General features: G+C 46.6%; 14 protein-coding genes. 8 read left to right on the top strand and 6 right to left on the bottom strand.

Annotated features, from left to right (window positions below; translation table 11 throughout):
* Positions 1–46: 46 nt before the first annotated feature.
* Entirely contained in the window at positions 47–1,255 is a 1,209-nt protein-coding gene (locus tag B5M13_RS06300; protein ID WP_080054870.1) for a sensor histidine kinase, read from the bottom strand.
* Between the two features lie 240 nt (positions 1,256–1,495).
* Here B5M13_RS06300 and hemA point away from each other — a divergent pair, with 240 nt between their 5' ends.
* Both hemA and B5M13_RS06290 read left to right on the top strand, forming a co-directional pair.
* Positions 1,496–2,782 (top strand): glutamyl-tRNA reductase, encoded by a 1,287-nt coding sequence (hemA, locus tag B5M13_RS06295; RefSeq protein ID WP_080054869.1) that lies wholly within the window; start codon positions 1,496–1,498, stop codon positions 2,780–2,782.
* Positions 2,783–2,878: 96 nt separating this feature from the next.
* Entirely contained in the window at positions 2,879–3,472 is a 594-nt protein-coding gene (locus tag B5M13_RS06290; RefSeq protein WP_080054868.1) for a DUF4230 domain-containing protein, read from the top strand.
* 16 nt (positions 3,473–3,488) lie between these two features.
* Here the strand turns inward: B5M13_RS06290 and B5M13_RS06285 are convergent, their stop codons facing one another.
* Both B5M13_RS06285 and B5M13_RS06280 read right to left on the bottom strand, forming a co-directional pair.
* The gene (locus B5M13_RS06285; RefSeq protein ID WP_170061236.1) at positions 3,489–3,896 is read right to left on the bottom strand and encodes a hypothetical protein; all 408 of its coding nucleotides are present in this window, start codon (positions 3,894–3,896) and stop codon (positions 3,489–3,491) included.
* 3 nt (positions 3,897–3,899) lie between these two features.
* Entirely contained in the window at positions 3,900–5,138 is a 1,239-nt protein-coding gene (locus B5M13_RS06280; RefSeq protein ID WP_080059822.1) for a sulfite oxidase, read from the bottom strand.
* Positions 5,139–5,377: 239 nt separating this feature from the next.
* On the opposite strand from B5M13_RS06280, the gene B5M13_RS06270 reads away from it, so the two are divergent.
* The 6 genes from B5M13_RS06270 (at position 5,378) to B5M13_RS06245 (ending at position 9,352) form a co-directional block, all read left to right on the top strand.
* Positions 5,378–5,938, top strand: coding sequence for a YqgE/AlgH family protein (locus B5M13_RS06270; protein ID WP_080054865.1), 561 nt, complete (start codon positions 5,378–5,380; stop codon positions 5,936–5,938).
* A 129-nt stretch (positions 5,939–6,067) separates the two neighbouring features.
* Positions 6,068–6,679 carry a porin family protein gene (locus tag B5M13_RS06265; RefSeq protein WP_080059821.1) on the top strand — a complete coding sequence of 204 codons (612 nt, stop codon included), beginning with the start codon at positions 6,068–6,070 and terminating at the stop codon, positions 6,677–6,679.
* A gap of 119 nt (positions 6,680–6,798) precedes the next feature.
* Positions 6,799–7,266, top strand: a complete 468-nt coding sequence (locus B5M13_RS06260; RefSeq protein WP_080054864.1) for an NADH-quinone oxidoreductase subunit A — start codon at positions 6,799–6,801, stop codon at positions 7,264–7,266.
* On the top strand, positions 7,263–7,820 hold the full coding sequence (locus tag B5M13_RS06255) for a hypothetical protein (protein ID WP_080054863.1): 558 nt from the start codon (positions 7,263–7,265) through the stop codon (positions 7,818–7,820). Before B5M13_RS06260 ends, B5M13_RS06255 begins: the two co-directional genes overlap by 4 nt.
* Before the next feature lie 4 nt (positions 7,821–7,824).
* Positions 7,825–8,319 (top strand): NADH-quinone oxidoreductase subunit B, encoded by a 495-nt coding sequence (locus tag B5M13_RS06250; protein ID WP_080054862.1) that lies wholly within the window; start codon positions 7,825–7,827, stop codon positions 8,317–8,319.
* Positions 8,320–8,407: 88 nt separating this feature from the next.
* The gene (locus tag B5M13_RS06245) at positions 8,408–9,352 is read left to right on the top strand and encodes a hypothetical protein (RefSeq protein ID WP_080054861.1); all 945 of its coding nucleotides are present in this window, start codon (positions 8,408–8,410) and stop codon (positions 9,350–9,352) included.
* Between the two features lie 29 nt (positions 9,353–9,381).
* Here the strand turns inward: B5M13_RS06245 and B5M13_RS06240 are convergent, their stop codons facing one another.
* From B5M13_RS06240 to B5M13_RS06230, 3 genes are all read right to left on the bottom strand, one after another.
* Positions 9,382–10,761, bottom strand: a complete 1,380-nt coding sequence (locus tag B5M13_RS06240) for a hypothetical protein (RefSeq protein ID WP_080054860.1) — start codon at positions 10,759–10,761, stop codon at positions 9,382–9,384.
* Positions 10,762–11,339: 578 nt separating this feature from the next.
* The gene (locus B5M13_RS06235) at positions 11,340–12,050 is read right to left on the bottom strand and encodes a glycosyltransferase family 2 protein (RefSeq protein WP_080054859.1); all 711 of its coding nucleotides are present in this window, start codon (positions 12,048–12,050) and stop codon (positions 11,340–11,342) included.
* 17 nt (positions 12,051–12,067) lie between these two features.
* The gene (locus B5M13_RS06230) at positions 12,068–13,258 is read right to left on the bottom strand and encodes a hypothetical protein (protein ID WP_080054858.1); all 1,191 of its coding nucleotides are present in this window, start codon (positions 13,256–13,258) and stop codon (positions 12,068–12,070) included.
* Positions 13,259–13,320: the final 62 nt, after the last annotated feature.

Genomic DNA, 13,320 nt, shown 5'->3' with positions numbered 1-13,320 from the left:
TAAATCTACTATAAACGGTTTGGAGTTGTTTAAACCGTTTATAGCCCTAATCTGTATTCAGCACGATTCGGAACGTAGTTCCTTTCCCTACTTCTGAGTGTTTGACGAACAATTGTCCGTTATGGTACTCCTCTACAATGCGTTTGGCGAGGGTAAGGCCAAGCCCCCAGCCCCGCTTTTTCGTGCTGAAACCCGGCGAAAACACCTTTTGCATATTAGCTTTTGAGATACCCTTGCCGGTGTCGGTAATATCGATAGCTACCTCTTGGTGAGGTAAGGGGATAATAGTAAGCCTCAATTCGCCCACACCTTTCATAGCATCGACCGCATTCTTGCAAATATTTTCGATGACCCACTCAAACAATAACTTATTGATTTTCACCTGCTGGTTAGCCGGAATCTGACTGGCAAAACTCATACTAACCTTCGTTGAGATTCGGCGCGACAGGTAATCGGTAAACTGCTTGACCACTTCATTCAGATTTTCTTCTTTCAAGGTCGGAATGGAGCCAATACTCGAGAAACGGGCTGTAATCGTTTCCAGTCGCTGTACGTCTTTTTCGATCTCATCCGTTATAGAAGCGTCGTACTGATCGGGGTCCGATCGCATGTACTCCACCCACGCCATCAACGACGACATAGGTGTCCCCAACTGGTGAGCCGTTTCTTTGGCCAGCCCCACCCAAACCCGGTTCTGCTCCGCCCGTCGCGACGAGCTAAACGATAGATACGCCAACACCCCTAACGCCGTTAAAATGGCAATCAGCGCATAGGGTATATAATTGATTTGGCGCAGTACTTTTGAGTTCTCATAATATACCAGCCCACGCTGGCCATCTGGCATCACAACCGGTATCGGTTTATGGTTTTTACGCATTTCAGCAATGCGCTGCCGTAAAAAGGCTTGTTGTTCGGCCGCAGGAAGCTTATCAAACCCTTCCGGCAAATCTATGTTTAACTTGCTGGATATCTGGCCATTGTGATCAAGGTAAATAACAGGAATTGTCTTGTTAGCCTGTAATATTTCGCTTGTTACAAAAGTGATATCGCCATTATCGACATCAGCCCTGCTTGAGCTATACAGATATTCCATCGCTTTCACGAAAAGCTGGACATACTGTTCTTCACGATCTTCAAGCTTCAGAATTAATCGACGTGTGTAGAGTAGCGATCCCGTTCCCACCAGAAGCAGATTGAGCGCTACTATGATTTTCAGAATATTATTCTGACTATAAATATCAAATGACTTCAGCATGTGGTCTTGCTGGCTGTAGGTTCAGCTTAATTTTCTAACGATAAAAATGCAGTAAACGTGCAAAGGTTGAACGTCTGACAAGGTACGAATGTTACAAACCTGAATAGGATTGATCGAAGAAAGGCGCATTCTATTTGGACAAATTCTAAATAGCAAACTGTCTAGATTGCGTGCATTCATATCCGATAATAATGCCGTAATTTTGTAAAGGCTACAAGCCAGTAAAGGTGCTTTTTTACCATGTTAGATACCTTCAAAGCAATTAGTTTGTCTTACAAAATGGCTCCATTGCGGGTCCGTGAACTAATTGCACTAAACGAAGACGAAGCGAAGCGGCTCATGCTTCGGTTACGAGACTTTTTCGGGCTGAGCGATTTGCTCGTTATTTCAACCTGTAATCGTACTGAAGTGTATTATGCCTTTGAGCAGGATCTTAATACCGAAATTGCCCGTCTGCTACTGATTGAAAAAGGGCTGACCGACACCGATAACTATTTGCCTTATTTTCAGTTTTTCGACGCAAACGATCAGGCTGTTCAGCACCTGTTTGAAGTTTGTGTGGGCTTACATTCGCAGGTTGTAGGTGATATGCAGATCCCCAATCAGGTGAAGCAGTCGTATCAGTGGTCGGCCGATCTGGAAATGGCCGGGCCATTCCTGCACCGGCTCATGCACACGATCTTCTTCACGAATAAGCGAGTAGCTCAGGAAACGCCTTTCCGTGATGGAGCGGCTTCATCGTCTTATGCTGCTGTTGAACTGATCGACGAGTTGGTTGGCGAACATAGCCAACCAAACATTCTGGTAATTGGGCTCGGTGAAATTGGAACCGACGTTTGTAAAAACCTTGAAGCTCGTGGAGGTAACACCAATATTACCCTCTGCAACCGTACCAAAGCCAAAGCCGAAGCACTGGCCGGACAATGTGGTTTCCGCGTTGCCGACTTTGAGAATCTGACCGATGAAATTCGCCGGGCCGATGTGATCATTTCCTCCGTCATGCGTGATGAACCACTGATTACCCCAGAATTGCTGAAGCACGTTGAGGTGTTGACCTTCAAATATTTCATCGATTTGTCAGTACCTCGCAGTGTCGATGCTACGGTTGAGCAGATTCCTGGCGTACTGGTCTATAACATCGACCACATCCGTAATCGGGCCGACGAAGCCCTGCAACAGCGTCTGGCGGCTATTCCTCAGGTAGAAGCAATTATTGCCCAGGCCGTTGCCGAATTTGGCGACTGGTCGAAAGAAATGGTTGTTTCGCCAACCATCAACAAGCTTAAAAATGCACTGGAGCAAATTCGTCGCGACGAGATTGCCCGGCATCTGAAACACCTGACCCCCGACGAGTCGGAGAAAGTAGATAAGATTACGAAGGGGATTATGCAGAAAATCATCAAGCTGCCAGTCCTGCAACTGAAAGCCGCCTGCAAACGAGGTGAAGCCGAAACCCTAATCGATGTGCTTAATGATTTATTCGATCTGGAAAAGCAACCCGTTGCTGACGAAAAACATAGCTACTGATTAATGCGTTTCTTCTTTGACGTTACGTTTCTTATCTTCCCGAAAGCGGTAAACTTTCGGGAAGTTTTATTTTAACAGGTTTCGTTTTCTGCCCTCATGACTCGACTCATCAATGCCATTTTCCGACTGGTTCTGATTGCTGTTCTGGTAGCCGGACTGATTGCCATTTGGGAGCAGATCAGGGGGAATAATCTATTAAGCCGCTTCCGAAAAGGCGATCACACGACGCAAAGCATTGTCTTGAAAGAAGTAGCCTCATTGGGTAAGCTGGAATTAGTAAAATACACCTTTAAGGATATCGTCGAGCATGAGCAGGTCAATACGTTTCTGCCGAATGCGAACGCTATTCTGATTGTAGAAGGCGAAGCAACGGGCTGTATCGATTTAACAAAGATTACAGCTACCGACGTGACTGCCGATGGTGATTCGGTAACGATCCGGCTACCTGAACCGGAACTCTGTACCTGGAAAATCAATCACGATCGATCACGGGTGTACGATACACGCTTTTCGTTCCTGGATCAGTCTCAACTGGTAAGCGATGCCTACCGAAAAGCAGAGCATCAGGTCAAAGAATCGGCACTTAGTAGTGGCATTCTGGAACAAACCCGCCAGAATACCAATCAGATACTACGCCCTATAGTAGAGCGCATTTCAGGAAAAAAAGTAGGTTTCGTATTTCGGAAATAGGTTTTCAGCACAAACCCTATTTATTCAACTTATACCACTGAATGTCTTTCAACGGAGCACGGCGAAATGTAGCTTTAGATTCCATCGAGGACGGTCCATAATATTTTTCGAGATAGTCCAGAACCACTTTCTCCGACTCGCCCAAATCCCACAGTTTATGGTACTTCTGCATCCAGCGGATACGTTCCTGCCAGCCCGCTCGGGTAAATCGATGCTGTAAAATAAGCTTCGACGAATGGCAAGCCGTACACTGCGCCTTCACCATCATTAAACTGGCATCAGCCACCAGGCCACTCTCAGCGTCGATTTTCAACGTATCCAGAATACCAACGGGATGATTAGCAGCTTTCGGGTTCTGAACGCGGAAACTCGACGCTCCTATCAGAACGGCTCCAACAAAGAAAAGTATGCTTATTGCTTTCATCATCTATACAACTGCTTTAACCGCAATCCGATGGCAGGCATTGTTCAGATAGCCACCCGGATTCCATTGCGGAATAACCATCGGCTGCGTTACTCCGCTACTATCCGTTGCCCGTACCCACACTTCATAATACCCCGACTGCGGGAACGTAATCTCCGTTGACCAGTGCTGCCAGGCCAGTCGATTTTTAGGCGGTTGGAGCTTTGTTTTCTGCCAGGTTGCTCCATAATCGATCGATGTATGCACATCCGCCACCATCCGATCCCCTGCCCACGCATGACCACGCAGGGCAAGTGGCTTTTTCAGATCGAACATAGCGCCCGTTTTGGGGTATGTAATGAGCGATTTTACGGGCATCGATTCTATAATGCGGAAATTCTCAGGTGTTTCGGCGATTTTCTCACCCGGCTGTACAGGACGAATGGGCATCCGATAGCTATGGCCTTCCATTTTGGCCCCATCGTGTTCTTTATTTCGCACCGAGATCGTGTGCAACCACTTCCCGGATACCGACGCTGGCCAACCGCCCACTACCAACCGAAGCGGATAGCCGTGTACCAAGGGAATATCTTTCCCATTTACCGCCCAGGCAATTAACGTTTCGGCCTCAAGGGCCTTTTTTATGGGTACTCCCCGTGAAATAGCTACTTTGGTGGGGTCCTGACTCAAGTGCGGGTCTTTACCGTAATAACCGATGTAAACGGCATCATCTTTGAGCCCCACGTCGGCCAGAATATCCTTCAGCCGAACGCCTGTCCATTCGGCACAGCTAACGGCCCCCTGATCCCAGGGGTTTCCGGTTGTTTGTGGTTCGTACCCAGCGCGTCCGTTCCCACCGCATTCCAGCACGAGCTGATAGGTATGGACTGGAAATCGCTTTTTAAGGTCGTTGAGTGTGTATGTTTTCGTTGCTTTTACCGACTCGCCCTTAATGGTCAGTGTCCACGTATCTGGATTGATGGGTTCAGAAGGAATCAAACCATTATTTCGCACAAACATCTTTTCGACGGGTGTAATGGCATCATCAAGCTGATGAATAGGCGCTTCGACATTCCAGGGCTTATCGCCCAGCACCTTCATATCTGGAATTTTGCCTTTAAGTGGGTCATCATCAAAACCCAGCGGAGTATAGTATGGAGGTATTTGACGGGCGAAAATAACATCAGTACCAACTAAGGCCGTTAGGGTTGCCAGAGCACTTTTCTGAAGAAATCCCCGTCGATCATGAATCTGCTTTTTCATGGCATCAGTTTTGTTCACGTAAAAGTAACGCTCTGGCTGGCTATACCGTAATACAGACCCGAATACAATTTTTTCAGTACAAAGGGACGGCTGTCTGTCAGTACGTTATGATCCTTATGGATTTGTGTCACGGCCATATACAAAGTATTCAGGGAGCCAGTAGCGTATTTAACAGTTTTTAAAGAATATAGTGTCTGAAAAAAGCGTTTTGCCATAAATCTATAATTGCTCAATGAGCTATGAATACGATTCCTACCTCCGTTAAGAACGGCGATCTGCTGATCGCCGAGCCATTCATGGGTGATACTAACTTTGAACGCAGTGTAGTCCTGGTTTGCGAACATAATCAGGCAGGCACATTTGGACTTGTTTTGAATCAGCAAACCGATATTCACCTGAGCGATGTGATTGACGATATCCACGTTGATTTGCCCTTATTTGTTGGAGGGCCTGTACAGCAGAATACCCTACATTTCATCCACCGCCGACCTGATCTGATCGACGGCTCGATCCGGGTTCTAGACGGCCTTTACTGGAGTGGCGATTTCGAGCAGATCAAACAAGCCGTCAATCTGGGAACGCTTACCGAACGCGACGCCCGCTTTTTTATTGGGTATTCGGGCTGGAGTGAAGGCCAGTTGGATGCAGAATTAACCCAGAAAGCGTGGATTGTGAGCCGCACCAATGCCAGCTTCCTGTTCGATACACCAACGAAAGAGTTTTGGCGGGGTGTCCTCAAACGGATGGGGGGTGAATACAAATCCATTGCCCATTACCCGGTCGACCCTCGACTTAATTAACATTTTTTGACAATCTACCGACCACGCAAACAGGGACATCTTAACTTTTTTTCACCAATTTTGTACCGGTCCGACGTTTCGGATAAAAAAACGTTATCGAAAGGGGTCGCTTCCTTTCCATCGTCCCGTATGCACAGTTATCGATTACTCCTTTTTATCTTTTTAGTAACCTCATCGGCATTAACCCAGGCGCAAAGTAATAAGCCAATAGGTGGTCATTTCGGCTTGAAACTGGGTGCATCGTTCACGCAGATTGCCATTTCAGGAGCTACTGCCAACATCCCTCACCGTACCTTACAACCTCATCTGGGTGCGATATATCGGTATCGATATAACCGTTGGGTCGTTCAGCCCGAAGCTCTATTGTCTATTCGAGGTGGTAATTTTCAGCAGGAGCAAAGCAACGGTAGCCGCACCACAACGGCTGTATCGTATTATTATGCCAGCCTGCCCCTGATGCTGGGCTACATACCGACCGAGGGGCTTACAATACAAGCTGGTCCCGAATTCAGTTACGCGCTCAACGCTGGACAAACTGGTGGACCTGGCGTGAATAATGACCTGGGCATAGCGGCAGGCGTCCACTACGACTTTCTGGACATGCTGCATAATTTCAGCCTGCACGCCCGTTTTATTTACGGTCTTACCAACGTATCGCCCGAAGCTACGGCTTCCTACTACAATCGGAACCTCCAGATTTCGATGGTGTACAATCTGTTTCCGAAAAAGAAGAAGAAATAAATTTATGGCAGGCGTTAGGAGCGAGAAGTGAGGAGAGAAAATGGCTGATGCATCAAGAAAACTATGCGTCAGCCATTCTTTCTCCTCACTTCTCGCTCCTAACTTCTAACACAAAAGACATGCTTTCCGACTTCGGCGTCATTCTGTTGTTTATCGTAGCTGCGTTCGCCTTCATAGCCATCGTGCTTTTTGTGGCTCGTCTGCTACGGCCCAACCGCCCGAACGTGGAAAAAAACAGTACGTACGAGTCAGGTGAAGAACCCGTTGGCAATGCCAATGTACAGTTCAATATTCGCTTCTACGTAGTCGCTCTGGTATTTGTCCTGTTCGATGTTGAGCTAGCCTTTCTGTTTCCGTGGGCAACCGTATTTGGTCAGGAACGACTCATACGCGAAACGGGTGGCCTCTGGGGCTGGTTCGCCCTGGCTGAAGCTTTCCTCTTCGTCGTTATTCTGGCATTAGGATTGGCCTATGTATGGGCTAAAGGCTACCTAGATTGGGTAAAACCTCAACCGAAACTTCCTACTATCGAAACCAAAGTACCAACGCATTTGTATGAACAGGTAAACGAGCGCTATAAACGGTGAAGTCTTTTACCCCTGTCTACTTTTGGCTAGCCTTTTTCGTTAGTAGCTCATTATCAACTACGTTACAAGCGCAAAAACTTACGGTTGATATCTACCGGGCACGAGTGATTACTTATACGGGTGAACGATATCGTGGATTGCTGGACGATCTAACCGATACCGAGCTGATCCTGAGCAGCCAGCATGGTTATAGGATCGATGAAGAGATTCCTTTACGACAGATTCGCAAGGTAGTAATTCGGCGCACGAGTAAAAAGAGCGCCATCATTACCGGATCCATTATCGGTGGATTGGCCGCAGGCTTTGCCTCTTATAAATCCCTTCAACGCAACCAGCCCAGTAGTGCCGTCAATTATGGAATTACGCTAACCTTTGCTGCGGCTGGTGGTGCAGCAGCCGGGCTGGTAGTAGGTTCATTCGTCAATAATCTGGCAAGTCGAAGTATTCGCCCACTGGATCTGTCCAACCCGGAGCTTAGTTTGTACCGCCAGCTAGAACCGTTCACCGTTCGTTATCAGCAGGATTTATTTAATCGCATTCCTCAAACACGCTAATTTGATGAACTCTCCATCCGTATCTAATAAATCAGGCGAAGCCAGTGTAATCCTGATGCATTCTGAAGATTTGCTAAATTGGTCGCGGGAGAAATCGCTTTGGCCACTAACCTTTGGGCTGGCCTGCTGCGCCATTGAAATGATGGGCGCAATGGCTTCCAATTACGATCTTGAACGGTTTGGCATTTTTCCACGCCCTTCCCCTCGTCAATCCGATATTATGATTGTGTCGGGAACAGTAACCTATAAAATGGCCGACCGAATCCGACGACTGTATGAGCAGATGGCCGAACCACGGTATGTCATTTCAATGGGTTCCTGCTCTAATTGCGGAGGCCCCTACTGGCAACATGGCTACCATGTGGTAAAAGGTGTCGACCGGATCATCCCAGTGGATGTGTATGTTCCCGGCTGTCCACCGCGTCCCGAAGCGCTTATTGACGGTTTTTTGAAACTACAGGAAAAAATACGAACTGAGCATCCGCTACGGGACGCTTAACGGTTCAACAGGCCACTGATGGAGTTTACGGGTTTGTTTGCGTTAGCCAACAGGAAACGTTAAACTTGACATCTGAAACATTGTATCCGTGACGCCCATCAACCTATCTTTCCGACAAACGCTTGGATCAACCCGACCAATAGGGCTGATCTACGGTATTACGCTGGTTCTCGGCTTAGTTGTTGCTCTCCCATTTTATAGCACCTTACTTGCCGAAGATCAGGACTCGCGAGTTTTCCTGAACCTGCTGAACGGATTTGACTATACCATCTATTCCGATTTCATGCATCGCAGCCGGAAAGCGATTCTGCCCCTTATCAGCGTGGGTCGATGGCTTGGAGCGTTGTATCTGTTTTTAAGTGTGTTTTTTGCAGGCGGTATTTTATTCCGGTTTTCGCAGCCAACGACCCGCTTCAATACGGGTTTCTTCTGGCAGGCCTGCACGCATTATTTTGGGCGTTTTTTGCGGCTCTTCGGCGTCACATTTCTGTTTCTACTAGTTGGTGCGGGTATTTGGCTGGTGGCAGGGTCGTTAATCGCTATTCTGGCCAATGATGCCCTAACCGAGCGTGGTCAATTCTGGATTGGGGCCGTTTTTTTTGCCTGTGCCGCTCTGACCGGAACACTTATCCTTTGTATTGGTGATTATGCCAAGGTGTTGATGTTTCGGGAAGACAGCCATCAGGCTTTTAAATCGTTTGGGCAGGCCGGTCGGCTGGTGCTTGGCAATATACTTCGTACGTATGGACTATACTGGTTATTCATCCTGATCGGAACAGGTATGTTTGGCCTGTATTTTCTAATCGACGAAGCAGTTCTGATGAGCAATTGGGCCACAATACTGCTCATGTTTGTCATTCAGCAAGTCATGATTTTCGGACGCATCGGATTAAAGGTCTGGGCGCTGGGAGCAGCCTATAACACCTACGCGATCTTATCACATCCTAAGCCTGTTTTGAGCCTCAGCCGAACGTCGATTCGGGACGCTACTGCACAACTCAGTCGCGAAACGTTCACCGAATCGCTTGAGTGATACGCCGAAAAACTACTCAGTACCTTCTGTCAAGAAAGGCCCCATTTCGTTAACAGAAGTATCGATACAACCGTATATACGGCTAGTACTGAGTAGGTTCTGATATTGGTCGATTCGGGAAAGGCTCTTATTAATCCGTACCCAATAAAAGGCCAGGGATGAATAAGGTAGCGCTCGAAAAATGGGTGGTTGCCACCAATAAAGGCCTGAGAGGCAATAAATAACGCGACAAACGCAATCGAAAATACGAATGCCTTATCGACAAAACCTTCGGCTACCAGTATCTGAAAAAGTTGCCGAATCACAATGACCAGGCTTACGAAACTTAAGGTGTAAACCACCAACAGACCCAGACTGATCGCTAGTTGGCCTTTAGCCATTAGCCAGCCCAAACCATGCTCAATTGGTCCGCTGAAAACATCATTGACCGATTCGGGATCGCGCAGAAGATTGATCTGTAAGAAAGCCAGAATCAGTGCGATTATGAAAGACCCTATCACAACCGATAACGCAGACTTTATATACTGAAACCCCGAAAGCCATACGATTGGGGAAATATATATGCCCGTAAGGACAAATGCCGAAATGGGACGTAAGGCATTGAAACTAACTCCCGAACGCAGTTTAGACCACTGGTGGAATAGCGGAGGGGTAAATCCTCCCCACAAACTAACCAGACCTGCCAAAGGCAATAAACTAATCCCAATCGATAAATAGAGTAGTATCCGATGCGTTGTAAACGCTTTGGCACCAATTCGTCGGTAGGCTTCCCAGTCTTCTACTGCCAGAACCACAAACAGAGCTGGTAAAAGAGGGATGTAATAAAACCGGGCAATGGTTGTAAGCCCCAGAAAGCAGCAGGCCAGAAAAAATGGAAAAAGTCGCTCAAGCCGTGAAATCGATAGCAGTAATAAGCCTGCAAACAAAAAAACCAGCGAAGGCCCTTCGGTCATGACTGTTGAGACACTCAGGAAAAAATACGGGCAAACTAGCGTAAATACACTGGCAGCCAGTATTCTTCTCTGCCACACACCCGAAAAAGACCTAAGGTGAACGTAAGTCGCTATAGCCAGTCCCGCCAGTGCTACACAGGTAATGAGCCGTAAACCAATATAGTCAATCGTCGGAAACAACCAGATCCACAAGGCAAACCAAAGATGACTGGCAACACCGGTTGGCGGTACATGTCGATATAAAGTCGTTTTGCTGAGCCCTAATTTGGCAAAAGGAAGACTATATTCCAGGTGAAACAACTCGTCCATTACCCCGAACCGAATGCGAACAGCGAGCCAGGCAGCAACCAATAGATACAACGCACAGATCGAAATAAAGTATTGTCGATACGGCTTTGTATGGGCTACAGGCGCCGAAAAGGCAGACAGCCGATCGGTAGTCGCAAAAAATTTCATTTACTAATGCGTTTTAGAAAGTTCAGTCAACGTTCTGCAAGCCGTGCATAGCAAACAACCTTCAGCAGATGCAGCCAAACTCATAAGGAAATTGTCAGCGAACAGTGCAGTATGCCGGTTCAATGATAGGAATAACCGAAAGCCCCACCGATGTTGCACCAACGACCAGCCCCTGTCTATCAGCCGACCGGCAATTATATAAAGGTGCAGGACAGTTTCACCGGGAACGATGTTAGCAAACTCCACAACAAGAACGGCTTCTCATCAGATACTACAACAGGCAAAATATGTATCCCTTCATGCAACAGCGTAAATCTTAGATACTTTTTATAAGGCAAAATGAAAACATAAAATACCCCGAATACGAAAAGCCCTAAAATTAAGCGACACCACATGCTGGACCAACAAACTGAGCAACACTGACTTACCTAAAAGAAAGTGTAAAGATACTTTAAAAAATTAACCCGAACGTCTTGGCTATGCACGTTCGGGTTAACTGAATGCTCCTATTGCTAATTCCATCAGCAAGCATACTACCCTACTTGCTGTACTTGTTTGCTTCAATAAACGACAGCCAATTAGCCAAACAGACCGTAGCGAATAATACAATAGATGGCTCTAAATCCATCTTTCCAGTTTATTTTTTTCCCTTCTTCATACGTTCGCCCATAGTAGGAAATGCCTACTTCGTAAATGCGAATACCAGGAACTTTCGAAATTTTAGCCGTCACTTCGGGTTCGAATCCAAACCGTTTTTCGTGTAAAGGTATTTGTTTGATAATATCAGTTCGGAAGAGTTTGTAGCACGTTTCCATGTCGGTCAGATTCAGATTCGTACACATATTGCTTAGAAACGTCAGAAACTTATTACCAATAGTATGCCAGAAAAACAGGATCCGGTGTGCATTACCACCCATAAACCGCGAACCGTACACCACATCGGCAAAGCCATCCAGTACTGGTTTCAGCAAAATAGTAAACTCAGCAGGGTCATATTCCAGGTCGGCATCCTGCACAATCAGATAATCGCCCGATGCTTTCTGAATCCCTGAATGCAAGGCAGCCCCTTTCCCCTGATTAACCGCATGAGCTACATACTGAATATTGGCCTCAGGATGAGCCTGAACAAATTGTAAGACAACTACTTCCGTATTGTCTCTGGATGCATCATTGACAATAATTATTTCTTTACTGACCGACTCGGGTAACTGTATCTCCACTAGTCTGTTTAAAATATTCTGAATCGTTTTCCCCTCATTAAAGGCAGGTATAATTATGGATAATTTCATAGTTTAGATACGATGACTCAGAGCGAGCCATATCGTTGATAGGCGATAAACAAGAGGACAAAAACGCAGCACATCGTTAAAACCAGCCCTTTCTGCTGCTTTTCTGATGACTGAAGGCTACACCAGGCCAAACAGGGAGCGATGGTTGCAAAAACCGAAATGCGTTCGTAGAGGTAAGGCAGCGTCACTAACAGGACGGAAGCACCCAGTAAACCGAAAAAGACCGGGTAGTGGTCGCGATGGAGTCGTAGCCAGCCTAAGCCAATGAGTACAAAAATTAGCACCCAGCCTAATTGGTCGTTAGCCAGGTAGCTCTGGCTAAGCTGGCGGGCAATACCAACAATAGTCGCCGTTTTGTACAAAAAAGCACCGGCTAGTATCAGCAAACCGATAACGACCAGTGAATACGTCCGATGCTGTTTTATTTCCGCCAATGTCCGGTTACCGATGAACCAAAACACTCCTCCAGCCATCATAAAAACGGTCCCCAAATACCCAAATGAAGGCTTGCCATGAACGTGGTATTCCTGAAAAAAAACATGGCTGGCAAATTTGGGCGGATACATCCCCCCCCAGGTCAACCAGGTAATTAATACTCCGGAAAGGGCCAGCAAGCCAATAACCACTATCCGAATGACCTCATCTTTTTGCAGCGGAACTTTGGGCATAAAGAGGCCGACAGCTCCACCAATAAAAACCTGAAAACTTACCGCAAAAGGCAGAATCAGTAATCCAGCCTTTTTGTGCTGACGTACCAGCGTCCAGAACAAGTAAAACAAAAAAATGCCGGGTAATAAAGGATGAGCCCGAACACTATAAATGAGTACATATGGATTGAAGAGTACAACCAGCGATTTATATCGGCTCGAACGAGCATGAAGCCATACCAAAATCAGCCAGCAAGCTAACGACAGTAAACGACCAACTAGCAGGATTTTACCACTGACCAATGGACCAACAACCGCCTGTAGTGCCGCTATAACCCATAAATAAAACGATGAAATTGACCAATAAGGCGACAAGTCCAGGGCAGGCCAGAGCGTAAACGCCTGTTCAAAAGCAGGCAAATAGGCTCCTCCTTCGTCTCCTTTAGCCTGCTGAGTACTTGCAGAATACAGTAACAGAAAAAAAGTAATAGCTACTAGTCCATACCGAACGAAGGATTCCGCTTTTCGTGATTCAAAAATGGCGACTTTTGCAGAATTCAAGTTACTTTATAATAAAGTCTGATTAAACCACGACTAAATTAATAGTCTTTCTGAAGTTTTTA

Source organism: Spirosoma aerolatum, from assembly GCF_002056795.1.
Taxonomy (GTDB): domain Bacteria; phylum Bacteroidota; class Bacteroidia; order Cytophagales; family Spirosomataceae; genus Spirosoma; species Spirosoma aerolatum.
This window is presented reverse-complemented; position numbering and strand designations above follow the sequence as displayed.

Bases quoted from the DNA above. Each gene is read 5' to 3' on its own strand.
- B5M13_RS06300 (WP_080054870.1), bottom strand. From the start codon at position 1,255: ATGCTGAAGTCATTTGATATTTATAGTCAGAATAATATTCTGAAAATC.
- hemA (WP_080054869.1), top strand. From the start codon at position 1,496: ATGTTAGATACCTTCAAAGCAATTAGTTTGTCTTACAAAATGGCTCCA.
- B5M13_RS06290 (WP_080054868.1), top strand. From the start codon at position 2,879: ATGACTCGACTCATCAATGCCATTTTCCGACTGGTTCTGATTGCTGTT.
- B5M13_RS06285 (WP_170061236.1), bottom strand. From the start codon at position 3,896: ATGAAAGCAATAAGCATACTTTTCTTTGTTGGAGCCGTTCTGATAGGA.
- B5M13_RS06280 (WP_080059822.1), bottom strand. From the start codon at position 5,138: ATGAAAAAGCAGATTCATGATCGACGGGGATTTCTTCAGAAAAGTGCT.
- B5M13_RS06270 (WP_080054865.1), top strand. From the start codon at position 5,378: ATGAATACGATTCCTACCTCCGTTAAGAACGGCGATCTGCTGATCGCC.
- B5M13_RS06265 (WP_080059821.1), top strand. From the start codon at position 6,068: ATGCACAGTTATCGATTACTCCTTTTTATCTTTTTAGTAACCTCATCG.
- B5M13_RS06260 (WP_080054864.1), top strand. From the start codon at position 6,799: ATGCTTTCCGACTTCGGCGTCATTCTGTTGTTTATCGTAGCTGCGTTC.
- B5M13_RS06250 (WP_080054862.1), top strand. From the start codon at position 7,825: ATGAACTCTCCATCCGTATCTAATAAATCAGGCGAAGCCAGTGTAATC.
- B5M13_RS06240 (WP_080054860.1), bottom strand. From the start codon at position 10,761: ATGAAATTTTTTGCGACTACCGATCGGCTGTCTGCCTTTTCGGCGCCT.
- B5M13_RS06235 (WP_080054859.1), bottom strand. From the start codon at position 12,050: ATGAAATTATCCATAATTATACCTGCCTTTAATGAGGGGAAAACGATT.